The 23,522-nt window shown below is 60.9% G+C and carries 23 protein-coding genes; 4 read left to right on the top strand and 19 right to left on the bottom strand.

All coding sequences use genetic code 11. From position 1 onward, the window contains the following. Positions 1-112: 112 nt before the first annotated feature. The 19 genes from urtD to KW846_RS14880 all read right to left on the bottom strand — a co-directional run bounded on the left by urtD (position 113) and on the right by KW846_RS14880 (position 18,780). On the bottom strand, positions 113-982 hold the full coding sequence (gene urtD, locus KW846_RS14970; protein WP_116582464.1) for an urea ABC transporter ATP-binding protein UrtD: 870 nt from the start codon (positions 980-982) through the stop codon (positions 113-115). Further along, entirely contained in the window at positions 979-2,058 is a 1,080-nt protein-coding gene (gene urtC / locus KW846_RS14965) for an urea ABC transporter permease subunit UrtC (RefSeq protein ID WP_007979638.1), read from the bottom strand. Before urtC ends, urtD begins: the two co-directional genes overlap by 4 nt. Then, positions 2,058-3,560, bottom strand: a complete 1,503-nt coding sequence (urtB, locus tag KW846_RS14960) for an urea ABC transporter permease subunit UrtB (protein WP_218483099.1) — start codon at positions 3,558-3,560, stop codon at positions 2,058-2,060. The genes urtC and urtB overlap by 1 nt, the downstream gene beginning before the upstream one ends. Positions 3,561-3,790: 230 nt before the next feature. Further along, a complete protein-coding gene (gene urtA, locus KW846_RS14955) occupies positions 3,791-5,056 on the bottom strand; it encodes an urea ABC transporter substrate-binding protein (protein ID WP_007979634.1) in 1,266 nt (421 codons plus the stop codon). Between the two features lie 317 nt (positions 5,057-5,373). Beyond that, entirely contained in the window at positions 5,374-5,796 is a 423-nt protein-coding gene (locus KW846_RS14950; RefSeq protein WP_218483097.1) for a hypothetical protein, read from the bottom strand. Between the two features lie 201 nt (positions 5,797-5,997). Beyond that, positions 5,998-7,008 (bottom strand): iron ABC transporter permease, encoded by a 1,011-nt coding sequence (locus tag KW846_RS14945; RefSeq protein WP_218483095.1) that lies wholly within the window; start codon positions 7,006-7,008, stop codon positions 5,998-6,000. Further along, a complete protein-coding gene (locus KW846_RS14940) occupies positions 7,005-7,964 on the bottom strand; it encodes an ABC transporter substrate-binding protein (protein ID WP_218483093.1) in 960 nt (319 codons plus the stop codon). Before KW846_RS14940 ends, KW846_RS14945 begins: the two co-directional genes overlap by 4 nt. Further along, positions 7,961-8,749, bottom strand: a complete 789-nt coding sequence (locus tag KW846_RS14935; protein WP_218483092.1) for an ABC transporter ATP-binding protein — start codon at positions 8,747-8,749, stop codon at positions 7,961-7,963. Before KW846_RS14935 ends, KW846_RS14940 begins: the two co-directional genes overlap by 4 nt. Before the next feature lie 164 nt (positions 8,750-8,913). Next, positions 8,914-10,293: a PepSY domain-containing protein gene (locus KW846_RS14930; RefSeq protein WP_218483091.1), complete on the bottom strand. Its 1,380-nt coding sequence runs from the start codon at positions 10,291-10,293 to the stop codon at positions 8,914-8,916. A gap of 129 nt (positions 10,294-10,422) precedes the next feature. Continuing rightward, a complete protein-coding gene (locus KW846_RS14925; RefSeq protein ID WP_371321751.1) occupies positions 10,423-12,492 on the bottom strand; it encodes a TonB-dependent copper receptor in 2,070 nt (689 codons plus the stop codon). 160 nt (positions 12,493-12,652) lie between these two features. Continuing rightward, positions 12,653-13,114, bottom strand: coding sequence for a DUF2946 domain-containing protein (locus KW846_RS14920; RefSeq protein ID WP_218483087.1), 462 nt, complete (start codon positions 13,112-13,114; stop codon positions 12,653-12,655). A 21-nt stretch (positions 13,115-13,135) separates the two neighbouring features. Further along, on the bottom strand, positions 13,136-13,615 hold the full coding sequence (locus KW846_RS14915) for a copper chaperone PCu(A)C (protein WP_218483084.1): 480 nt from the start codon (positions 13,613-13,615) through the stop codon (positions 13,136-13,138). A 47-nt stretch (positions 13,616-13,662) separates the two neighbouring features. Next, entirely contained in the window at positions 13,663-14,061 is a 399-nt protein-coding gene (locus KW846_RS14910; protein ID WP_102700453.1) for a DUF2946 domain-containing protein, read from the bottom strand. Between the two features lie 100 nt (positions 14,062-14,161). After that, the gene (locus tag KW846_RS14905; protein ID WP_007994260.1) at positions 14,162-14,452 is read right to left on the bottom strand and encodes an addiction module antidote protein; all 291 of its coding nucleotides are present in this window, start codon (positions 14,450-14,452) and stop codon (positions 14,162-14,164) included. A gap of 3 nt (positions 14,453-14,455) precedes the next feature. Beyond that, entirely contained in the window at positions 14,456-14,758 is a 303-nt protein-coding gene (locus KW846_RS14900) for a type II toxin-antitoxin system RelE/ParE family toxin (RefSeq protein WP_218483082.1), read from the bottom strand. Between the two features lie 201 nt (positions 14,759-14,959). Next, positions 14,960-15,676, bottom strand: a complete 717-nt coding sequence (locus KW846_RS14895; protein WP_218483080.1) for a cobalt-precorrin-6A reductase — start codon at positions 15,674-15,676, stop codon at positions 14,960-14,962. Further along, complete coding sequence (locus KW846_RS14890) at positions 15,673-16,770, bottom strand: cobalt-precorrin-5B (C(1))-methyltransferase (RefSeq protein ID WP_218483079.1); 1,098 nt, start codon at positions 16,768-16,770, stop codon at positions 15,673-15,675. The genes KW846_RS14895 and KW846_RS14890 overlap by 4 nt, the downstream gene beginning before the upstream one ends. After that, positions 16,763-17,974 carry a precorrin-6y C5,15-methyltransferase (decarboxylating) subunit CbiE gene (gene cbiE / locus KW846_RS14885; protein ID WP_218483078.1) on the bottom strand — a complete coding sequence of 404 codons (1,212 nt, stop codon included), beginning with the start codon at positions 17,972-17,974 and terminating at the stop codon, positions 16,763-16,765. Before cbiE ends, KW846_RS14890 begins: the two co-directional genes overlap by 8 nt. 158 nt (positions 17,975-18,132) lie before the next feature. After that, positions 18,133-18,780 carry a hypothetical protein gene (locus tag KW846_RS14880; protein WP_218483077.1) on the bottom strand — a complete coding sequence of 216 codons (648 nt, stop codon included), beginning with the start codon at positions 18,778-18,780 and terminating at the stop codon, positions 18,133-18,135. 287 nt (positions 18,781-19,067) lie between these two features. Here KW846_RS14880 and cobG point away from each other — a divergent pair, with 287 nt between their 5' ends. From cobG to cobJ, 4 genes are read left to right on the top strand one after another with little or no spacing between them, the layout of a single operon-like run. Next, positions 19,068-20,390: a precorrin-3B synthase gene (cobG, locus tag KW846_RS14875; protein WP_218483075.1), complete on the top strand. Its 1,323-nt coding sequence runs from the start codon at positions 19,068-19,070 to the stop codon at positions 20,388-20,390. After that, a complete protein-coding gene (locus tag KW846_RS14870) occupies positions 20,383-21,009 on the top strand; it encodes a precorrin-8X methylmutase (protein ID WP_007979603.1) in 627 nt (208 codons plus the stop codon). The genes cobG and KW846_RS14870 overlap by 8 nt, the downstream gene beginning before the upstream one ends. Continuing rightward, positions 21,006-21,740 carry a precorrin-2 C(20)-methyltransferase gene (locus KW846_RS14865; protein WP_015093294.1) on the top strand — a complete coding sequence of 245 codons (735 nt, stop codon included), beginning with the start codon at positions 21,006-21,008 and terminating at the stop codon, positions 21,738-21,740. Before KW846_RS14870 ends, KW846_RS14865 begins: the two co-directional genes overlap by 4 nt. Further along, entirely contained in the window at positions 21,740-23,446 is a 1,707-nt protein-coding gene (cobJ, locus tag KW846_RS14860; protein ID WP_218483073.1) for a precorrin-3B C(17)-methyltransferase, read from the top strand. Before KW846_RS14865 ends, cobJ begins: the two co-directional genes overlap by 1 nt. Positions 23,447-23,522 lie beyond the last annotated feature (76 nt).

Here is a 23,522-nt window from a genome sequence, read left to right as displayed (position 1 = left end):
GTGAAACGAGGCTGCGATCTTTGATCTTGATTTTTTCCGGTACCGTTGAAGTTCAAAAGATCGCAGCCTCGTTTCACTCGACAGCTCCTACACAGCTCCTACCAGGGGGGGGTTATCGACCGAGGTAGACCTCGATCACCCGTTCGTTGTCCTGCACCTGTTCCAGTGAGCCCTCGGCCAGCACGCTGCCCTGATGCAACACGGTGACGTGGTCGGCAATCGAGCCGACGAAGCCCATGTCGTGTTCCACCACCATCAGCGAGTGCTTGCCGGCCAGGCGCTTGAACAGCTCGGCGGTGAATTCGGTTTCGGCGTCGGTCATGCCCGCCACCGGTTCATCGAGCAGCAGCAATTGCGGGTCCTGCATCAGCAGCATGCCGATCTCGAGGAACTGCTTCTGGCCGTGGGACAGCAGGCCGGCCGGGCGATTGACCGAGCTGGTCAAGCGAATGGTCTCCAGCACCTCGGCGATGCGGTCTTTCTGCTCGCCATTTAAGCGCGCCCGCAGGCTGGCCCACACCGACTTGTCGGTTTTCTGCGCCAGTTCCAGGTTCTCGAACACGCTCAAGGCTTCGAACACCGTCGGCTTCTGGAACTTGCGCCCGATGCCGGCCTGGGCGATCTGCACTTCGCTCATCTGCGTCAGGTCCAGGGTTTCGCCGAACCAGGCTTTGCCGTGGCTGGGGCGGGTCTTGCCGGTGATCACGTCCATCAGCGTGGTCTTGCCCGCGCCATTGGGGCCGATGATGCAGCGCAGTTCGCCGACGCCGATGTACAGGTTCAAATCGTTCAGCGCCTTGAAGCCGTCGAAGCTGACGCTGATGTCTTCCAGAGTCAGGATGGTGCCGTGGCGTGTATTCAGGCCTTTGCCAGCGCGCTGGCCAAGACCGATGGCGTCACGGCTGCTGCCGGCGTCCTTGTTGGGTTCTACGGGGAAAAACGCCGGTTCGAGCATGAATTCAGCGGTTGCCGTGACTCTCATGATTCACCTCTTTTCTTCAGCAGACCGATCACGCCTTTGGGCAGGTACAGGGTCACGACGATGAACAGCGCGCCGAGGAAGAACAGCCAGTACTCGGGGAAGGCCACGGTGAACCAGCTCTTCATGCCGTTGACCACGCCGGCGCCAAGCAACGGGCCGATCAGCGTGCCACGACCGCCGAGGGCGACCCACACAGCCGCTTCGATCGAGTTGGTCGGCGACATTTCACTCGGGTTGATGATGCCGACTTGTGGCACGTACAGCGCACCGGCCAGGCCACACAACACCGCGCTCAACACCCAGACAAACAACTTGAACCCGCGCGGATCGTAGCCGCAGAACATCAGGCGGTTCTCCGCATCGCGCAGTGCGGTCAGCACCCGCCCGAACTTGCTTTGCGCCAGGCGCCAGCCGATGTACAGGCTCGCCACCAGCAACAACACCGTGGCGAAAAACAGCACCGCGCGGGTGCCCGGTTCGGTGATGCCAAAGCCGAGAATGGTACGGAAGTTGGTGAAGCCGTTGTTGCCGCCAAAACCGGTTTCGTTGCGGAAGAACAACAACATGCCGGCGAAGGTCAGGGCCTGGGTCATGATCGAGAAATAAACACCCTTGATCCGCGAACGAAAGGCGAAGAAGCCGAACACCAACGCCAGCAACCCCGGCGCCAATACCACCAGGCACAGGGTCCAGAGGAAGCTGCTGGTGCCGGTCCAGAACCACGGCATTTCAGTCCATGACAGGAAGGTCATGAACGCCGGCAAGCCATCGCCCGATGCCTGGCGCATCAGGTACATGCCCATGGCATAGCCGCCGAGGGCGAAGAACAGGCCGTGCCCGAGGGACAGCAGGCCGGCGTAACCCCAGACCAGATCGAGCGCCAGGGCGACGATGGCGTAGCAGAGAATCTTGCCCACCAGCGTCAGCGTATAGGCTGAAACATGCAGCATGCTGTCCACTGGTAACAACGACAGCAGCGGTAACGCCAGCAGCACAATGAGGATCACTGCGCCAATGGCAATCGAGACTTTGGGGCCGGCTTTTTGGGTCGCGGTAACGAGCAGGGGCTGGTTCATCAGTCGATCACCCGTCCTTTGAGTGCGAAGAGGCCTTGCGGACGTTTCTGGATGAACAGAATGATCAGCGCGAGGATGAGGATCTTGCCGAGCACCGCACCGATCTGCGGTTCGAGAATCTTGTTGGCTATCCCTAAGCCGAATGCCGCCAGCACGCTACCGGCCAACTGGCCGACACCACCGAGCACCACCACCAGGAACGAGTCGATGATGTAGCTCTGGCCGAGGTCCGGGCCGACGTTGCCGATCTGGCTCAGGGCCACGCCACCGAGGCCGGCGATACCCGAGCCAAGACCGAAGGCGAGCATGTCCACGCGTCCGGTGGGCACGCCGCAGCAGGCGGCCATGTTGCGATTCTGGGTGACCGCTCGCACGTTCAGGCCCAGGCGCGTCTTGTTCAGCAGCAGCCAGGTCAGCACCACCACGAACAGTGCAAAGGCAATGATGACGATGCGGTTGTAGGGCAGCACAAGATTGGGCAGCACCTGAATCCCGCCCGACAGCCAGGCCGGATTGGCCACTTCGACGTTCTGAGCGCCGAACAGCAACCGAACAAGCTGAATCAGCATCAGGCTGATACCCCAGGTGGCGAGCAGGGTTTCCAGCGGGCGACCATAGAGGTGACGAATCACTGTGCGCTCCAGCGCCATGCCGATGGCGGCGGTGACAAAAAAAGCCACCGGCAGTGCAATCAGCGGATAGAACTCGATGGCCTGCGGGGCGAAGCGCTGGAACATCAGTTGCACCACATAGGTCGAGTAGGCGCCGAGCATCAGCATCTCGCCGTGAGCCATGTTGATCACGCCGAGCAGGCCGAAGGTGATCGCAAGGCCCAATGCCGCGAGCAGCAGGATCGAACCGAGGGACATGCCGCTAAACGCCTGGCCCAGCATTTCGCCGACCAGCAGTTTGCGCTTGACCTGGGCGAGGCTGGTTTCAGCGGCGGTGCGCACATTCGTGTCGGTTTCGACGCCCGGCTCCAGCAGGCTTTCGAGGCGGGTGCGGGCCAGCGGGTCACCGGTCTCGCCGAGCAAGCGCACCGCGGCGAGGCGCACGGCCGGATCGCCGTCGACCAGTTGCAGATTGGCCAGGGCCAGGCTGAGGGCGGCGTGGACGCCTTCATCCTTTTCGCCCGCCAGTTGCTGGTCGAGGAATTTCAACTGCGCCGGTTTGGCACTCTTCTGCAATTGCTGCGCGGCGGCCAGACGGATTTTGGCGTCGGCGGCGAGCAACTGATGACTGGCCAGGGCCGAGTCGATCAGCCCCCGCAGGCGGTTGTTCAGGCGCAGGGTTTTCGGTTGCCCGTCGATGGTCAGTTCGCCTTGCTGCAGGGCATCGATCAACTCGATACGGGCCGGATCGGGCTGCGCGGCCCAGGCCTCCAGGAGTTTGGCTTGCTGCACGGGATTGGCGGCGACGAAGTCTTCGGCGTCGCCGGCGTGGGTGGCCATCGGTAATAGCAGCGCGAGGGCGAGGATGAAGCGGTAGAGGGCAGTGGGCATAGAGAGTCGCCTTGCTCGGACTAAATGTGGGAGCGGGCTTGTGTGGCGAGGGGGCTTGCCCCCGTTCGGCTGCGTAGCAGTCGTAAATCGATGCCTCGGATGTACCTGATACACCGCAGTCACAGATTCTGGGGCTGCTTCGCAACCCAACGGGGGCAAGCCCCCTCGCCACACAAGCCCGCTCACACAGGAGTTGTGTTGGGCCTGAACAATCTTCAGGCCCAATGGTTTTAGTTGCTCTTCACCGCATACTCCGGCTTCTTGTCGTTGCCCTGGATGAACGGGCTCCACGGTTGGGCGCGGATCGGTCCTTCGGTCTGCCACACCACGTTGAACTGACCGTCAGACTGGATCTCACCGATCATCACTGGCTTGTGCAGGTGGTGATTGGTCTTGTCCATGGTCAGCGTGTAACCGGACGGCGCGGCAAAGGTCTGGCCGGCCAGGGCTTCGCGGACTTTGTCGACGTCGGTGGATTTGGCTTTTTCGGCGGCTTGCGCCCACATATGGATGCCGACATAGGTGGCTTCCATCGGGTCGTTGGTCACCGCTTTGTCGGCGCCCGGCAGGTTGTGTTTCTTGGCGTAGGCTTTCCAGTCATCGACGAACTTCTTGTTCACCGGGTTCTCGACCGATTCGAAATAGTTCCACGCGGCGAGGTTGCCAACCAGTGGCTTGGTGTCGATGCCGCGCAGTTCCTCTTCGCCGACCGAGAACGCCACGACTGGAACGTCGGTGGCTTTCAGGCCCTGGTTGGCCAGCTCTTTGTAGAACGGCACGTTGGAGTCGCCGTTGACGGTGGAGATGACGGCGGTCTTGCCGCCCGCCGAGAACTTCTTGATGTTGGCGACGATGGTCTGGTAGTCGCTGTGACCGAAGGGGGTGTAGACCTCTTCAATGTCCTTGTCGGCCACACCCTTGGAGTGCAGGAACGAACGCAGGATCTTGTTGGTAGTGCGCGGATAGACGTAGTCGGTGCCGAGCAGGAAGTAGCGCTTGGCGCTGCCGCCTTCTTCGCTCATCAGGTATTCAACGGCAGGGATCGCCTGCTGGTTTGGCGCGGCGCCGGTGTAGAACACGTTCGGCGACATTTCTTCGCCTTCGTACTGCACCGGGTAGAACAGCAGGCCATTGAGTTCTTCGAATACCGGCAGGACCGATTTGCGCGACACCGAAGTCCAGCAACCGAACACCACGGCAACCTTGTCCTGGGTCAGCAACTGACGACCCTTTTCGGCGAACAGCGGCCAGTTCGACGCCGGGTCGACCACCACCGGCTCCAGCATCTTGCCGTTCACGCCGCCCTTGGCGTTGATCTCGTCGATGGTCATCAGCGCCATGTCTTTCAACGACGTTTCGGAGATCGCCATGGTCCCGGACAACGAATGCAGAATACCGACCTTGATGGTCTCGGCGGCCTGGACGGTCCAGGTCATGCCCATAGCGGCAATGGATGCCGAGAGAGTGAAAGCCTTGATCAAACTGCGACGCTTCATTGTGCGATCTCCATGAACTTATGAATTTTCTTGGTTGGCAGATGCGGACTACTGAAGGGTCTTTAGCAAGGGCTGTGCCCGGTCGGGGAAAGGTACGGGAATGGCGTTTTAGAGCGGTTGTGCGGTTTGATGGCGCACCAGGAAGGATCGCGGCAGGCGTGTTGGTGCGAAGAGTTGCGCCAGATTGGGGCGGGCAGCATCGATCAACTGTGGGAGCGGGCTTGCTCGCGAATGCGGTGTTTCAGATGCCATTGATGTTGTCTGACACACCCTCTTCGCGAGCAAGCCCGCTCCCACAAGGTCAGCGGTGCACCAACTCAGCTTTTGATGCAGGTTTCAAAACCATGTCCGCCACCTTTGTACTCCGGGCCGTAGTAGTACTTGGTGAATGAAGTTTTCCCGTCAGGCGTGGAAGCGATGTTTGCTATCCCGACACCGTAATCCTTGTGCGACGGATCCGTATGGGCAAAGTAAATCGCCAGGGAACTCGAGTTGGCGGCGGCAAAGCCGTCATACCGGGAGTTGTCTAGCAACGTCAGGGTAAAGCCATAGGCGCCATGTTCGCCGGTACTTTGTTCGGCATTGAGTTTCATGTCGACCACACCTTCAAACGCACCGATATGGTTGTCCATTCCGGTGCATTGATATCGGCCGCTGTAGTCAACGCCAGTAAAGGAGGGCTTGGCTGCCCATGCAGGCGATGAGACAAGTGCGATGGATATGATGAGTTTTTTGAACATGTTTACCTCTTTCCGCTCTTGTAAGAGTTGTGACGATAAAGGTGTAGGAATAATCGTCATTGAAGTGCGCGAGTATTTTTTATTATTCAACTCGCGGGAGCAGAGTATGAGCGTGATAATGGATTTGTTAAGTGCGAACTCAATACGAGGTTTTTCCAGGCATAGCTGCAGTTTTGAAGTTTGTTTTAATTAAACATGGCGTTAACGACGTCGCATCAAACCGATGAAGAACAACCCGCCAATCGCCGCCGTGGCCACTCCGATGGGTAAGTCTTCGGGCGCGATCATCGTCCGGGCAGCAACGTCGACCCAGACCAGAAACACGCTGCCAAGCAACACGCACACCGGCAGCACTCTTCGGTGTTCAGCCCCGACCAGTCGCCGCGCGATGTGCGGCACCATCAGCCCGACAAAGCCGATCGAACCGCTGATCGACACCAGCATCCCGGTCATCAGCGATGCAATCAGAAATACCCGCAAGCGCACGGTGCGCGCATTCAGGCCCAGGGTCACTGCCGTCTGCTCACCGGCCATCAGCGCATTCAACGGTCGCGCCATGCCCAGCAGCAACACCAGCCCGAACAACACACTGGCCGTCGGTACCGCCAGCAATTCCCAGCGCGCCAGCCCAAGTCCGCCGAGCATCCAGAACATCACCGCCGAACTGGCTCGATGGTCGCCCAGGAACAGCAACAAATTGGCGATCGCCATCATCACGAACGACACCGCCACGCCGCACAACAGCAGACGGTCACTGTCGAGGCGACCGTGGCGGCTGGCGATCATCAGTACCACCAGCATGCTCAGCAATGCACCGATGAAGGCGGCGACCGGCAAGGTCAGCAGGCCAACGATTTCTCCGACATGCAACACCACGATCACCGCGCCCAACGTCGCGCCGGAGGTGACGCCGAGTAAATGCGGATCAGCCAGCGGATTGCGCGTCACCGCTTGCAGCACCGCGCCGATCAAAGCCAACCCGGCGCCCACCAGTGCGCCGAGCAGCATGCGCGGGACGCGGATCAGCCAGACGATATGCTCCTGCCCGGGGCTCCAGTCCGGCACACCGAAGCCGAACAGTTTGTGCAGCAGGATGCGCCACACCACGTCCAGCGGTACCCGCGCCGGGCCGAAACCCAGGGACACTACGCAAGACACCAGCAACAGGGCACCGAGGACGATCAGCAACAAAGCGTAGCGACGGTTGATCATTCGCCGTGGAAGCCCTTGGCCAGGGTGGCGACCGCCAGCACGTTATCGATGCCCGGTGTGGCCTGCACGTACGGGATGACGATGAAGCGCCGCTGCTTGATCGCTTCCACCGATTGCAGGGCCTTGTTGGCCAGCAGGAACTGAATCTTCTGTTCGGCGGTGATTTCGCTGTAGTCGACGATCACGATCACCTGCGGGTTGTGTTCGACCACGCTTTCCCAATTGACCCGGGTCCAGCTTGCGTCGACATCCTCGAGGATGTTGCGCCCGCCAGCGGCGTCGATCAGCGCTTGCGGCATACCCAGGCGGCCTGAGGTCATGGCCCGGTCTTCGCCGCTGTCGTACAGGAAGACCCGCGGTCTTTGCGCGGGCAGGGTTTTGCGAATGTCCGCCACTTGCGCCTGCATGTGGGCGACCAGGGCGTTGGCGCGGTCCTGCACATCGAAGATCCTGCCGAGGTTGCGCAGGTCGTTGTAGGTGTCTTCGAGGCTGGCCGGTGGGCGCTTCATCACGAAGGCGCAGGATTCGCTCAGCTCGTACACATTGATTCCCAGCGGCAGCAGGGTCTGCGGAGTGAGATCGCCGCCGACGCGCATGCCGTAGTCCCAACCGGCGAAGAGGAAGTCGACGTTGGCGTCGAGCAGGGTTTCCACCGACGGGTACTTGGCCGCCAGCTCCGGCAGACCGTCGAGCAGCGACTGCATGTCGGGTGTCACGGCCTTCCAGCCACTGACGCCGCTGTAGCCGGCCATCCGTGGCTTGAGGCCGAGGGCGAGCATCATCTGGGTCATGTTGATGTCGTGGCTGAGGGCGTGTTGCGGTGCTTGCGTGAAGGTCACTTCGCGGTTGCAGCTTTTGACTGTCAGCGGGTAATGGGTGGCTTCGGCCAGGGCCTGGGCGCAGACCGACAGCATCACGAGGCAGAGGCCGGAGCGCAGCAGGGAACGCAAATTCATGGTTGGGTTATCCAGGTGATTCGTGGGTAGCCGTGCAGCGGATGGTCATCTATAAGCGCTTCGACGCCAAACACGTTGCGCAGCAGGGCGGCGGTGAGCACTTCTTGCGGCGTGCCGCTGGCGACGATGCGGCCATGGTTGATCACGTACAGCCGATCACAAAAAGCCGCCGCCAGGTTGAGGTCGTGGATGCTCGCCAGGGTGCCGATGTTCAAGCGCCTGACCAACTTCAACAGCTCAAGCTGATAGCGTGGGTCGAGGTGGTTGGTCGGCTCGTCGAGGATCAGCAGTTGCGGTTGCTGGGCCAGGGCGCGGGCGAGGATTACCCGCTGTTTTTCACCGCCTGAGAGGGTGGCGAACTCATGGTCGTCGAAGCCCTTGAGTCCGACGGACTCCAGTGCCTGATGAATGAGTGTCGAGTCCTCGAGCGTGTCGCCATCGAACAGTCCTTTGTGCGGCGTGCGGCCCATGGCGACCACTTCCTCGACGGTCAGGCCGAAGGCGTCGGGGAACTCCTGCAAGACCACGGCGATGCGTTGTGCACACCAGCGTGAAGACTGTTTCCAGATATTCTGGTGATCGAGCCTGACCTCGCCGTGCTCCGGTTTACTGAAGCGCCAGGCACAACGCAACAGGCTGGTCTTGCCACTGCCGTTGGGGCCGATCAACCCGACGAATTCACCCGCGGCCACGTGCACGGAGGCATCACGCAGCTGGAATTGGTGATGGCAATGGCCGTGGCCCAGGGGCGTCCAGGAAATGTTTGCGAGGTTCAACGAGGTCATGCAAATGCTCTTGGTACATCGGTGGTGCGGCTGGCCCCATCGCGAGCAGGCTCGCTCCCACATTGGAACGCGGTCAAATGTGGGAGCGAGCCTGCTCGCGAAAAGAGCCGAGGTGACATGCGGGGGAGTTTACAGCCCCTTGAGCCCCGCGCATCTCAGCTGTTTCATGATGAAGATGAGGCGCTCTCAGTCTGCCGGGTAAAACGCGACAGCAGCACACGATCCAGCACCCACACCACCACCAGCGAAGCGCCCACCAACGGGAAGGCCACCGCGAGGGCGAACATGATCACAATGGCGGTTTTCCATTTCGGCAAGTCGTGGCGCAGCGGCGGTACGCCGAGTTTTCCTTGCGGACGACGCTTCCACCAGATCACCACGCCGCTGACCGCGCTGAGCAGGATCATCAGGCAGATCAGCAACACAATGAGCTGATTGAGCGTGCCGAACATCTTGCCTTCGTGGAGCATCACGCCGATTTCCGTGGCGCGGGCGACGGCGCCATATTGCTCGTAACGCACATCGGCAAGGACCTTGCCGGTGTACTGGTCGATGTGCAACGTGGCGTCATTGCGCGGGTCATCGGCGAACACGGCGATGGTGAACACACCGGTGGCCGTCGTTGGCAAGGTGATGCTGTAGCCAGGCTCGACCTTGCTTTGGGTGGCGATGTTTTGCACGTCTTGCAGGCTGATGGTCGGTGCAGCCGGGCCGGCCTGCGCGCCATCGTGGGCCATGTGTTCGGCGTGGTCACCGGACATGGGCATCGGCGTGTTTTCCATGGCCCAGGGCACGGTCTGGCGGGTGGCGCTGTTGAGGCTGCGCGCCTCGGCGTCGGACTTCGGTACGTTGTCCCACATTGCCGCCGGAAAGACGTTCCACACGGCTGCGTATTGCTGGCCCCAGAAGCCGGTCCAGGTCATGCCGCTGAGCAGCATCATCAGCAGCAGGGAGGCGCCCCAGAACCCGGTGACGGCATGTAAGTCACGCCAAAGCACCCGCCCGCGACTGCTCAGGCGTGGCCACAGAATGCCGGCGGCCTGACCGCGCGGCCACCACAGGAATACCCCGGAAACCACTAGCACCACACCCCAACCGGCGGCCAGTTCGATCAGCCGATCGCCGACGGTGCCGATCATCAGCTCGCCGTGAATCGCGCGCGCAATGGCTTGCAGGTTCTTCTTGGCGTCTTGCTCGCCGAGGATGTCGCCGTGGTACGGATCGACAAAAACGTTCAGCTCGTTGCCACCGTTGAGCACGACAAACTGGGCGCTGCGTTCGGCATTAACGGGTGGCAGGTACTGTTTGATCGTTGCCTGGGGATACGCATCTTTCACCCGCTTGAGCAGGTCGTCGGCCGGGACGGTGTGATGACCGGCCGGCACGTTGAGCAGGCTGCCGTACATCAGCGAATCGAGTTGTGGCTTGAACAGGTAAAGGGTGCCGGTCAGGGCCAGCATCACCATGAATGGCGCAACGAACAATCCGGCATAGAAATGCCAGCGCCAGGCCAGGTTGTAGAAATTCACTTTGGGCTGTTTCATCACGTGTGCTCCGCATTGGCTGGATTTTTTAGTTGTTTGTTTTACGGTTGCTGCGCAACCGATCGCGGGCAAGCCCGCTCCCACAGGTTCAACATTTTCCATTTGGGAGCGGGCTTGCCCGCGATGCTCTTAAAAGCTCATATCCACCTTGGTCCAGAGCGTGCGCCCCGGCTCCTTGATGGCCTGCGGGTCATTGGCCGGGTAGCCGAAGCCGGCGTTCCCAGCCAGGTTCAAGTGCTCGGCGTAAGCCTTGCCGAACAGGTTGTCGACGCCGCTGCTGACCTTCCAGTGGCTGTTGATCCGATAGGCACCGTTGAGGGAGAACACGCCGAACCCCGGCGTCTTGCCGAAGTCCTTGCCGACCACGTTGCCCTTGTTCTGGTCGATGCGGTTTTGTGCGGCGACCACTCTCCACAGTGCGCCGGCACTCCAGTTGTCTTCGCTGTAGGTCAGGCCGAAACGGGTATCCAGCGGCGGCATCTGCGGCAATGCAGTGCCATCGCTGCTGTTCTTGCCCCAGGCGTAGGCCAGGGTCGCGTCGGCTTTCCAGTGTTCAGTGAGGCTGTACGCGGCGCCCAGTTCGCCGCCCATGATTCGTGCGTCGATGTTCTCGGCTTGCGAGGTCGTGCCCATCATCGTCGGGGTGTAGTTGAACAGGATGTAATCGCGCACCTGCCCGACGTAACCCGAGGCCCAGGCTTCGAGTGTTTCGGTCTTGTATTGCAGGCCGAAATCGAGCTGGGTGGTTTTTTCCGGTTTGATCGAATCGAAGGCATTCACCGAACCGGCGGGGCCCGACTTGGGTGAAAACAGCTCCCAGTAGTCCGGGAACCGCTGGGTGTGACCGAGGCCCGCGTACAAGGTGGTCGGGCTGTCGGCCAGGTCATGCTCGTAGCGGATGAAGCCGCTTGGCAGGGTGTCGGCGCGGGTGTCGTCGGCGGTCGGATTCGGCCGGGTCATCATTCCCGAGCCGATAGTCTGCCGGAAATCCTTGGCCGAGGCGCGGTCCAGGCGTGCGCCACTGATCAAGCGGTCGCGGTCGGCGGTGTACCAGGTCAGTTCGCCGAACACACCGTAGTTATGGAAGTCGGCATCCTTTGTGTAGGGCAGGTCCTTGTAGGTGTCGATGCCCATGGCGCTGCGCTGGCGATGTTCGTTGGTCTGTGCGTCGATGCCGCTGATCAGCTGCACATCAGCCCAGCGCCAGGTGGCCTTGATCCGCGCGCCGAGGGTGCGGCGGTCGACGTTGGAGGCCATGGGGCCGGCCATCATGCCGGTACCGGACGGCGTGCGCAGGGTGTAGTTGTCCATCACGTGGTCGGCATAGTTGTAGTAGACCTGCGCCTCGACCGTATCCAGCACATCGCCGATGTTGGATTTCTCGAAGCGCAGGCCGAGGCTTTCGCGCAGAAACTGCGAACCGTCCATGCTGCGCCCGGCGTAGCGCGCCTCACCGTCACCCTTTCCGGCGGTCAGCTCCAGCAGGGTATCGGCATCCGGGGTCCAGCCGAGTGCGACGTCGCCGTTCCATTTGTCGTAGCGCGATGGGACGGTGTCGTTGTTGCCATCCTGATAGTCGTCTGCATGTGCGGTGTTGCCGATTACCCGCACGTAGCCCAGTGGTCCGCCGGCAGCGGCGTCCACCAGTTTGTCGAAGCGCCCGTTGGAGCCGGCCAGCACACTGGCGTTGACCCGTGTGCCGAGCTCGCCGAAGTGTTCCGGCTCGCGCTCGAACAGGATGGTGCCGGCCGACGCGCCCGGTCCCCAGAGCACGGTTTGCGGGCCTTTGATCACGGTCAGCTTGTCGTAGGTTTCCGGCGAAATGTAGGAGGTCGGCGCGTCCATCCGCCCAGGACAGGCGCCAAGCATCATGCCGCCGTTGGTGAGGATGTTCAGGCGCGAGCCGAACATGCCGCGCAGCACCGGGTCGCCGTTGGTGCCGCCGTTGCGCACTTGGGCGAAGCCCGGAATGGTTTTGAGATAATCCGAGCCGTCGCTGGCCGGCACCGGTTGGCGCGGGTCCTTGGGGTTGGTGACGATGGTCAATGGCGAGCTGGGGGCAACGGCGGTAATCACCGTCGGGCTCAGTTCTTCAGTGTGACCGGCGTGTTCATCGGCCAGCGCGGAAGGCGCCAGCAATGCACTGCACAAAATTGCAGTGGCGTGCCTGAAACGAATGCCGGATTCGTTTTGGGCCATGGAGACTTGAACTGGGCTCAAGCCTGTGTCAGCAGAAAACCTGGACATGAAATTTCCATCGAACAGTCGTAAACGACACGGCCGGCAGCCTGAAGCTGTCCCTGTGGGAGCGGGCTTGCTTGGGTTGTCTTGCGGACCGTGTGAGATCGGAGGTGGGTGTTTACGCGACGGCAGGCGGGGCGCGGGTGCGGGCGCCGGGGAAGAAGGTTTGCCGGGCGTGGCCCAGGCGCGGAGAAGGCGTGGTGAAGGTGTTGACGGGTGGAATGACGAAGTTGGCGAAGGACACGCCGCCGGTCAGCGCCGGGCAATTGAACAGCAGGCTGCAATAGCCGCACTTTTCCCACAGCACATGGTGCCCCGGGGCAGGCGGGCAATGTTCGGCGGAGGTTTGCTTGCCGTGGTCGGCATGCTCCATTGCCGACATGTCCATGCCCATCGACATGTCCATGCTCATACCCGCCGGCATGCTCATCGACATGGCGCGCGAATCCATCGGCATCGACTGGGAAATCAGCGGACCGATAAAAATCATCAGCATGGCGAACAGGCTGATCCAGCTGCCGCGTGTCAGGCTCAATACCTGACTGCGTGGCCTGGATGACCTGGCGCTAAGCGGGCGCATGGGCGTTTTCAGCTCAGGCGATTACGGATTGTGCGCGTGCGCCTGCATGCCGTCCGGCGCCTGCTTCTGCACCGCGACTTCGACCGTCACGTCACCGGCCTTCTCGAAGTGCAGCGTCATGGGAAAGCGCTTGCCGTCAACCAGCAGGCTGCGGTCCTTGAGACCCAGCAACATCACGTGATAGGCCATCGGTGCGAAAGTGACCTCGCCACCGGCGGGCACTTCCACGCTCGGTACGTGCTGCATTTTCATCATGTCGCCTTGCATCACGTGCTCATGCAATTGCGCTTCGCCGGCAATGGGGGTGTCGACGCTGAGCAGGCGGTCGGCGGTCTTGCCTTCGTTTTCGATCACGAAATACGCCGCAACGGTGGGCGCATTGGGTGGCAACTCCTGAGACCACGGATGGGCGATTTCCAGCGTGCCGACCTTGTATTCGTGGGCATTGGCAAAGCAGGCAGGCAGCAACAACGCGGCCAGAACGATGAGTTTGTTCAACATGGCAGTTCTCCGGGACGATTTAAACGCAGGTCAATTGCGAGAAAAAATCACACCAGAGGTGAAGCGCGGGGGTTGAGACTCGGCCATTGCTGGCGCGGTGACGGGCTGTCGAGCGAGGTGGCAGGCAGGCTTCGGTTGGATTCGAAGTGCGCGAAATACAGCTGTGGCGCATGCCCCGGCAACGCCACCAATGGCGCAGACCCCGAACAGCACCAGCAATGCTGCATGTTGGAATGATCGTCGTTTTGCGGGGCTTTCTGTTCAAGGTCGCCGATGGAAATCGCCACCATCCTGGTGCCGCTGGCGCTGCAGAAGCTGCCCCACAACAACTGTTCGGCAGGTGACTTCGACGTTTGCGCCATCGCTCCGGACATCGGCATGGCGAGCAAATTGAACAGCACTGCGAAGCAGGCTATCCAGGCAATTGCGAGCCGTTGTCGGGACATGGGACAAAATCCGTTTGGGTGGGCGATCAGGCGCGGGCTATTTAGCCTGATCAGGGCCGATAAGTAAAAACGCGGCGTGCGGTTTGGTGTCGCAGTGCAATCAGACAGCGATGGCGTGCAAACGCAGACCCAAGGCTTTCATAACCTTCATGATAGTCGCGAATTCAGGATTGCCACTACTGCTCAGCGCCTTGTAAAGACTCTCGCGTCCCAGGCCGGCATCACGGGCAATTTGTGTCATGCCCTTTGCTCGGGCGATATCGTTGAGCGCTGCACGTATCAACACGCCGTCACCGGCATCCTCTTCAAAGCAGGCATCCAGATAAGCTGCCATTTCCTCCGGTGTCTTGAGAAACTCGACGGCATCAAAACGGGTAAATTGTTCGGCCATGATTTACTCCTCATTACCGATATTGTGTGCCATTTGAATAGCACGTTTGATATCTCGTTTTTGAGTCGACTTGTCACCCCCAATCAGCAGCAAGTAAATCACCTCATCTCTGCGAGTGAAGTACAGCCTGTAGCCTGGGCCGTAGTGAACGCGCATTTCATAAACTGCAGCACCTACAAACTCACAATCACCAAAATTTCCATACTCGGCTGCCCGGAGTCTGGCGATTATTCGAGCTTTGCCGATGGTGTCCCTCAACGAGTTGAGCCAGTCGGCAAATACTCGGGATCGCTCAAATTCGATCATGTTGAATCGTATTCCTTGGGATACAAAGTGGCAAGCGTCACTTTCTTTTGGGCGAGGCGATACATCCCAGTGGATGTTGGGTGCGCTTGATTGGTTCAGGAGGAGGTGAACTATAGAATTGAGGAGGTAGAGTAGATAGCCAGCGTCGTCTGAGATTATTGCCAGCAGAATCACAAGATCTGGCAGCTTTCAGGAATAGTCCTACATCGATAGGGCATCCAGCATTTCTGCCACCGAGCCAAACTCCCGATCAACCTCCGGCAACTCCGGTCGTTTCAATACAATCACCGGCACCCCACGCTCACGCGCCACTTCCAGCTTCGGCTCGGTCGCCGTGCTGCCGCTGTTCTTGCTGATCAATACGTCGATCTGTCGACGCTCGAACAACGCACGTTCATCCTCAATCAGGAAGGGCCCACGTGCGCCGATCACTTCGCAGCGCGCGTTGCCCGGAAAGACGTCCAGCGCGCGCAGGGTCCAGAATTGCTCCGCAGGAATTTCATCCAGATGTTGCAGGGGCTCGCGACCGAGGGTGAACAGCGGTCGGCGGAAGGGTTTCAGGGCTTCGATCAGTTCGGCCCAATCGGCAACTTCCCGCCAGTCATCACCCGCCCGGGCTTGCCAGGCCGGACGCCGTAGCGCCCAGCAGGGAACACCGCTCAAGCGCGCGGCGGCCGCAGCGTTCTGGCTGATCTGGGCGGCGTAGGGGTGGGTGGCGTCGACCAGCAGTTCGATACCTTCATCACGAATGAATTGCACCAGACCCTCGGCACCGCCGTAACCTCCCACGCGGATCTGGCATTGCAGGTCCGTCGGCACCCGGCCGATACCGGCCAGGCTGTAAATGTGCTGCGGCCCCAGCGTGCGGGCAATGGCCAGGGCTTCGGTTACACCGCCGAGCAACAGGATGCGCTTCATTGCAAAGCACCTGCATGGCCGACAATCCCGCCCTGGCGATCGATGGCAAAGACTTCCACTTGAACCTGCGCCGGCACCACGCTGCGGGCAAAATCCAGGGCGTGCTGGCAGACTGCATCGCCCAGGGCTACTCCGGCCGCAGCGGCCATGGCCAGTGCCTGCTGGCTGGTGTTGGCCTCGCGGATGCTTTGCTGCAATGCCGTATCGGCGCCGACCTGTGCGGCCCATTGCGCCAGTTGCGGCAGGTCGATGCTCGAATGACGACTGTGCAAATCCATATGCCCGGCCGCCAGTTTGCTGATCTTGCCGAAACCACCGCACAGGCTGAGCTTGTCCACGGGCACTTTGCGCAGGTGTTTGAGTACGGCACCGACGAAGTCGCCCATTTCGATCAGGGCAATTTCCGGCAAGTTGTAGACCCGGCGCATGGTGTCTTCGCTGGCGTTGCCGGTACAGGCGGCGATGTGCAGGTAACCGTTGGTTTTCGCCACGTCGATGCCCTGGTGGATCGAGGCAATGTAGGCCGCGCATGAAAACGGCCGGACGATGCCGCTGGTGCCGAGGATCGACAGTCCGCCAAGAATGCCCAGGCGTGGGTTCATGGTTTTCAATGCCAGTGCCTCGCCATTCTCGACATTGACTGTAACGTCGAAACCGCCGGCATAACCGAGTTCGTCGGCCAGCCCGGCCAGGTGGTCGCCGATCATTTTGCGTGGCACCGGGTTGATCGCCGGTTCGCCGACACCCAGCACCAGCCCGGGCCGGGTCACGGTGCCGACGCCGCGACCGGCATGGAAGCGAATCCCCGGCTCGGCGCTCAGGCGCACTTGCGAGTAGAGCAGGGCGCCATGGGTCACGTCGGGATCGTCTCCGGCGTCCTTGAGGGTTCCCGCTTCGGCGCCGTCCTCGGTGAGGCGGCAGAACTCCAGGCGCATCTGCACGTGCTTGCCTTTGGGCAGCACGATGTCCACCGCGTCGGCTGTTACACCGGCCAACAGCAGACGTGCGGCAGCGAGGCTGGTAGCGGTGGCACAACTGCCGGTGGTCAGGCCACTGCGCAGCGGTGCGGGTTGTTCGGCGGTTTCGTCACGCATCGAAAGGCTTCGTCACGTCCAGCAAGGTAATCGGCAGGGCTTGGCGCCAGGTGTCGAAGTCGCCCAGCGGTTGAGCCTGCGCGATATGAATCCGCGTCAACTCTCCGCCGTGTTGCTCGCGCCAGGCCATCAGGGTCATTTCACTTTGCAGGGTGACCGCGTTGGCAATCAGCCGGCCACCGGGCTTGAGTTCGGCCCAGCAGGTATCCAGCACGCCTTCACGGGTAACACCGCCGCCGATGAAAATCGCGTCGGGTCGCTCCAGGCCGGCCAAGGCCTGCGGCGCACTGCCACGAACCAGCTGCAGGCCAGGAACGCCGAGGGCATCGCGGTTGTGCTCGATCAGCGCCTGGCGGCCGTCATCCGCCTCGATGGCCAGTGCGCGACAACCGGGGTGGGTGCGCATCCATTCGATGCCGATCGAGCCACTGCCGGCACCGACATCCCACAACAGTTCGCCGGGGATCGGGGCCAGACGTGCGAGGGTGATGGCGCGCACATCGCGTTTAGTCAATTGGCCATCGTGTTTGAAGGCGGAGTCCGGCAGTCCGGCCAGTCGGGACAGCTGCAACGTGTTCGGCTCGGCGATGCACTCGATGGCGACCAGGTTCAGGTCGGCGATCAGCGGGTCGTTCCAGTCGCTGGCGATACCGTCGACACGCCGCTCGGATTCGCCGCCCAGGTGCTCCAGTACGGTGAGACGACTGGGACCGAAGCCTCGTTCGCGCAACAGCGCAGCGATGGCGGCGGGGCTGCGGCCGTCGTTGCTCAATACCAGCAAGCGCACGCCGCTGGATAGCTGGGCGTTGAGTGCGACGACCGGCCGGGCCACCACCGAAAGGGTGACCACGTCCTGCAAGGGCCAACCCATTCGCGCTGCGGCCAGTGAGCAGGAGGAGGGCGCGGGAAGCGTCAGCATCTCGGCGGCGGGGAGTTGCCTGGCCAGGCTGGCGCCGACGCCGAAGAACATCGGATCGCCACTGGCCAGGACGCAGACGGGCTCGCCACGTCTGGCCAGTACCGGATCAAGGGAAAAAGGACTTGGCCACAATTGCCGTTCGCCACGGATGCAGGCTGGCAGCAGGTCCAGTTGTCGTTGACCGCCAATGATCCGCGAAGCCTTCAGCAGTGCATGTCGGGCATTTTTTCCAAGCCCCTTGAAGCCTTCCTCTCCGATGCCTACTACTGTCAGCCAGGGGGTCATGCTGTTCCTCGTCTATCAATCGAAGCCAGATCACGGAGCCGGTCCGTGCCGGGCTGGCGGTTGCGCATCATACCGCGGCGCGGCATTTGCCTGTCGTCATCAGGTGAGGGCGTGTTTTTGACCACGGTGACACCTTTCAAATGTCAGGATATTCAATCTTATGATGGCTTGCGCAGTTCGAATCTCTTCATGGTGATCTCGCGAAGCTTTTTTTCAATCAGCGGTTTTTTATTTTCGAGTTTGTATCTGTCCAGTTTAAGGCTGGCCCGTCTCTGGGTGATGTGGGCATCCTGATCTTCCCAGTTCCAGAACAAAAAACCATTTTTTCTTGTGGTTACTACCAATTCAAGATTAAAGACGGCTATTTCAAGGAACCCCCTTGAATCGTAGCGTGCAGGTATTACCTGAAAACCTTCTCCCATAAGACTCTCTTTATCCAGTGAAAACAGCGCCGATTTGTCGGGCTTCAGCGCGTCGAGCGTGTCTATCATGGCATTGCCTTGTCGGGAGTCCCGCATGCCTTCAGCGCTTTGCACCAGAAAGTGCGCAACGCTTTGTGAAATGACGCTACGGGTGCGGGTGAAAATCGCGTCTTCAAAGACAGACCAACCCAGGAAATCCAGCGTATTTACATACTCATGCAGCCACGTTGACGAATCAGTGAAGCGACTACAAAGCATGTCAGCGGATTTTGTGGCTATTTGTGTGCAATCGGTAAGATCTTTGTGATCTTGCAGTGAAAGTTCGTCTATGCATGAAGTAAGGCTGTGTCCGGTTAATGCTCCAGACAGGCTGTTTTTGCTCATGGGTTGCTCCTGATAGTTGGCTATTTGATATGTTTGCTATTGTTGTTTGCGAATTAAAAGTACAGGAGTCGATATGGGGTTGAAATAAGAGCGGGTTGTGAAGTTGTTTTTTGTTGTCAGTGTTTTTTACGGCGTTTTATGCCTGACATGAACAAGTACGACTCGTGTGCCAGAACAAACACTCTGACGCCGAAGCCAGGCGCTTTTCGTCGTCCATCTGCCTGGACTTTTCATCCCGCCTGACAAAGCAGGCATAATGCTGCCCTTCGCCCCGTACCGGTCATCCAGTGAATTCTCGTCAGAAATCCAACCCTTTACGCCCTTCGGCCTGTCCCGGATTACTGCGTATCGTCCAGGCGTTGGACGGCGGCATTTGCCGAATCAAACTCGGCAGTGGTTCCATCCGCGCACAGCAGGCCGTCGCGGTGGCCTATGCAGCCGAGCGATATGCCGGTGGTGTGATCGAGGCGACCAACCGCGGCAACTTGCAGATTCGTGGCATCGGCAACGAACAGGCCGCCTTGATCGACTGCCTGCTTGCCGCAGGATTGGGCCCGAGCCATGTGGCGGGTGACGATGTTCGCAATCTGATGCTCAGCCCAGCCGCCGGGTTCGATTGGCAGATGCTGTTCGATACCCGTGCGCTGGCCGAACGGATTTTGGCCTCGGTGCAACAGCACGAACGCTTTCACAATCTCAGCGCCAAGTTCGCCGTGCAACTCGATGGTGGCGAGGCTTTGGCGATGCTTGAGCATCCCCACGACCTGTGGCTCGCAGCCTTCGAGCGAAGCGGTGAGCGACGGCTGGCGTTTGGGTTGGCAGGCTGCCCAACAGACACACCGGCGGGTTCGGTCGCGCTCGACGATGGCCATGCCCTGGTAGTCGCGGTGCTGGATTTGTTCCTTGAATGGGCGCGCCCAGAGCAGACGCGGATGCGTCATTTGCTGGCCGAGTACTCGATCGAGCACGTTCTGCTTCGGCTGGCTGAGCATTTGTCGATGCAAGCGGTTGTCGATTGGCAGCGGGTTTCGGCTGGCGGCGATTTGCACATCGGCGCTCATCCCCAGGTCGAGTCCGGCGTTGTCTATGTGGGGGCTGTTCCGCCACTGGGGCGGCTCGATCCGACGATGCTGCGGGGCGTGGCGCAAGTGGCCTGCGAGCTCGGTGATTCGAGTCTGCGTTTCACACCCTGGCAAAGTCTGCTGGTGCCCAATGTCCGCGCGGAAAATGCCGCTGAGGTCATTCGGCGACTGCAGTGTCTGGGTCTGCAATGCGAAGCCGATCAGCCATTGTCCCGGCTGATCGCCTGCACCGGCTCAAACGGTTGCGCCAAAGGCCTGGCCGAGACCAAGGGCGATGCCCTGCAATTGGCCGCATTGCTGCACCGCCACGGACCGGCGCTGAACATACACCTGAGCGGCTGTCCGCGCTCCTGCGCCGCCGCGCATATCGCGCCCGTCACGTTGCTGGCCGTCGCCCCCGGTCACTACGATCTATATTTTCGCGATGCAGCGCAGCCGGGTTTCGGCGCGCTGCACGCACACAACCTTACTATTGAAGCGGTCGCGGCCTTGCTCGACGCCCGCTCACGGAGCCCCCTTGATGCTTGATTACATCCGCGACGGTCAGGAGATCTATCGCAACTCCTTCGCGATCATTCGCGCCGAGGCCAACCTCGACCGAATTCCGGCCGATCTGGAGAAACTCGCAGTCCGTGTGATTCACGCCTGCGGCATGGTCGAGGCCATCGACGGTTTGCAGTTTTCCGAAGGGGCGGGCAAGGCCGGGCGTGATGCGCTGGCGGCCGGCGCGCCGATTTTGTGCGATGCGCGAATGGTCTCCGAAGGCGTGACCCGCGCGCGGTTGCCGGCGAACAATCCGGTGATCTGCACCTTGCGCGACGAAAGCGTTCCGGAACTGGCCCGTGAATTGGGCAACACCCGTTCAGCCGCTGCGCTGGAACTGTGGCGTCCCCATCTGGAGGGGAGCGTGGTGGTCATCGGCAACGCCCCGACGGCGCTGTTCTATTTGCTGGAAATGCTCGACGCCGGTGCGCCGAAACCGGCGCTGATCCTCGGCTTCCCTGTCGGTTTCGTCGGCGCCGCCGAATCCAAGGCAGCGCTGGCGGCTGACAGCCGTGGCGTGCCGTTTGTCATCATGCAGGGTCGCCTGGGCGGTAGCGCCATGGCTGCCGCCGCCGTCAATGCCCTCGCCACGGAGATCGAATGATGCAGCAACCTGGACGTTTGATCGGCCTCGGTGTCGGTCCCGGTGACCCGGAACTGATTACCGTCAAGGCGCTGCGGTTGCTGCGCGAGTCGCCTGTAGTGGCGTACTTCGTCGCCAAGGGCAAGAAGGGCAACGCCTTCGGTATCATCGAAGCGCACCTGCAGGACGCACAGAATTTGTTGCCACTGGTGTACCCGGTGACCACTGAAGCCTTGCCGGCGCCGTTGTCCTACGAGCAAGTGATCAGCGACTTCTATGATGACGCTGCCGCAGAGCTGGCCGCGCATCTCGACGCAGGCCGCGATGTGGCAGTGATCTGCGAGGGCGATCCGTTCTTCTACGGCTCCTACATGTACCTGCACGACCGGCTCGCCCAGCGTTATCAGGCTGAAGTCGTGCCTGGCGTGTGTTCGATGCTCGGCGGAGCCTCGGTGCTCGGTGCGCCGCTGGTGTATCGCAATCAGAGTCTGTCGGTGTTGTCCGGTGTGCTGCCGCACGACGAACTCAAGCGTCGCCTGGCCGATGCCGATGCGGCGGTGATCATGAAACTGGGACGCAACTTTCCCAAGGTCCGCCAGGTGCTCGGAGAGCTCGGCCTGGCCGAGCGTGCGCTGTACGTCGAACGCGCAACCATGGCCAATCAGAAGATCGTGCCGCTGGATCAGGTCGAGCCGATGTCTTCGCCGTACTTCTCGTTGATCATCGTTCCCGGTGAAAGGTGGCAAGGCTGATGACCCGTCCAGTTCCGGCGATTGTCATTCTCGGCAATGGCAGCCTCGCGACCGCACAGAAAATTCAGCAGTTTTATCCGGGGGCGTTGATCCACGGCCTGACCGGGCGGGTTGAGGGCGCTGACCGCGTCTACCGTGAATTCGGTGCGACCCTGCGTGAGCTTTATCAACAGGACACGCCGATCATAGCCTTGTGCGCAGCCGGGATCGTGATCCGAACGCTGGCGCCATTGCTGCTGGAAAAAGGCGCAGAGCCGCCAGTGCTGGCCGTGGCCGAAGACGGCAGCGCGGTGGTGCCTCTGCTTGGTGGTCTTGGCGGCGTGAATGTGATGGCGCGCGAGATTGCCGCCGCACTGGAAGTCTCGGCAGCGATCACCACCAGCGGTGAACTGCGTTTCGGCACCTGCCTGCTCAATCCGCCCAGTGGGTATGTCTTGGGCGATCTGGAATTGGGCAAGCGTTTCGTGTCCGATTTGCTGGCGGGTGAAACGGTGCGTATCGAAGGTTCTGCACCGTGGTTGGCGCAAGCGCAATTGCCTGAGAATGAACACGCGCGACTGACCGTTCACGTCGGTCATGCCGAGCGAGCGCCTGCGGCCCACGAATTGCGGATCTATCCACGCAACGTGCTTGTTGCCGTGGCGGGTGAAGTGGCCGATGCATCGGCCGCCATTCGCCAGGCTTTGCGTCAGGCCGGAATCGCAGTGCAATCGGTGGCTTGTCTGTTGGCAGCCGACAGTGAAATGGCCGGCTCCACGTTGCGCGAAGCGGCACTCGAGCTGAGTGTGCCATTGCGTTTTGTCAGCGCTGCAGGTGCGGCGAGTGAGCTGGTGCATCATGCCATCAGGCCTGTATCCATCGTCGGCGATGACGTGGTTGCCATTGCAGTCGCCGAGCAGCCGTTGGAGCCATCGCAGATCGGCCGACCGCGCGGACGGCTGGCGGTGATTGGCCTCGGGCCAGGCGCTGCCGACTTGATGGTGCCGGCGGTGAAGGCAGAACTGGCTCGCGCCAACGATGTGCTCGGCTACGAAACCTACGTACGCATGGCCGGGCCATTCCGGGCTGACCAGGTGCTGCACTGCACGGATAACCGCGAAGAAATGCAGCGTGCCCGTCACGCCTTCGAACTGGCGGCTCAAGGGCGTTCGGTGGTGGTGGTGTCGTCCGGTGATCCGGGGGTCTTTGCCATGGCCGCGGCTGTGCTGGAGGCGCTTCACGAGTCCAGCGATGCCGCCTGGCACAACGTCGATCTCGAAATCCTGCCAGGTGTCTCAGCCTCGCTGGCGACGGCCGCCCAGGCCGGTGCGCCGTTGGGTCATGACTTCTGTGTGCTGTCGCTGTCAGACAACCTCAAGCCCTGGTCGATCATTGAAAAACGTCTGGACCTGGCCGCGCAAGCCGATCTTGCGCTGGCTTTCTACAATCCGATCTCTCGTTCACGTCCTTGGCAACTGGGCCGGGCGCTGGAGATTGTCAGCCAGCACCGTGAGCCGGGAACTCCCGTCGTATTGGGGCGGGATATTGGCCGTCCGGGTCAGACGTTACGGGTGACCACGCTGGGTCAACTGGGTGTCGATCAGGTGGACATGCGGACGATGGTACTCATCGGGTCGTCGACAACTCGTGTGTTCCCTCGCCTGGACGGTAATGCTTGGGTGTACACACCACGGAGTTATGGCGACAAGCTTAACCCCATTCAATAGTTACTATTCCGGCTGCCGAATAAGGCCAGGTCATTATTAATTAATAATGACCTGGCTGGTGGTGCCTGTTTGTTGT

Origin of the sequence: Pseudomonas sp. PDM32, assembly GCF_019219225.1 — a bacterium.
GTDB lineage: Bacteria > Pseudomonadota > Gammaproteobacteria > Pseudomonadales > Pseudomonadaceae > Aquipseudomonas > Aquipseudomonas laurylsulfatiphila.
This window is presented reverse-complemented; position numbering and strand designations above follow the sequence as displayed.